The sequence below is a fragment of the Bradyrhizobium sp. Ken51 genome (assembly GCF_055807435.1).
The window spans coordinates 1-246 of the sequence record NZ_JBVVPB010000198.1 but is presented as its reverse complement, the minus strand read 5'-3'; the positions used below and the strand labels follow the sequence as shown (position 1 = coordinate 246).

Genomic DNA, 246 nt, shown 5'->3' with positions numbered 1-246 from the left:
CCAGGCACGGGTAACACCGCTGACTTCACGTGCCTGGTGTTTTCCGACATGGAAAGGCGGTGGCACAGTCGGGGTGACGTTTGTTATGGATAACCGGAGCAATATTTTTCCGCAACCGGCAGACGTGGAACGCGTGGCGGATTATATCGCCGGTCATACTGACCCGATCACTGGTCTGATTGTCGGACAGCCTGACGGTGTAAATGTCACGGTATTTGCGCCAAAGGCAAAGCCGGTAAATCCACG

General features: G+C 54.9%; 1 protein-coding gene. It reads left to right on the top strand.

What is annotated here, in order from left to right; genetic code table 11:
• Positions 1 to 19: 19 nt before the first annotated feature.
• A partial coding sequence (locus tag AC0L27_RS41465) for a hypothetical protein (protein WP_473323925.1) occupies positions 20 to 246 on the top strand: 227 nt, incomplete at its 3' end.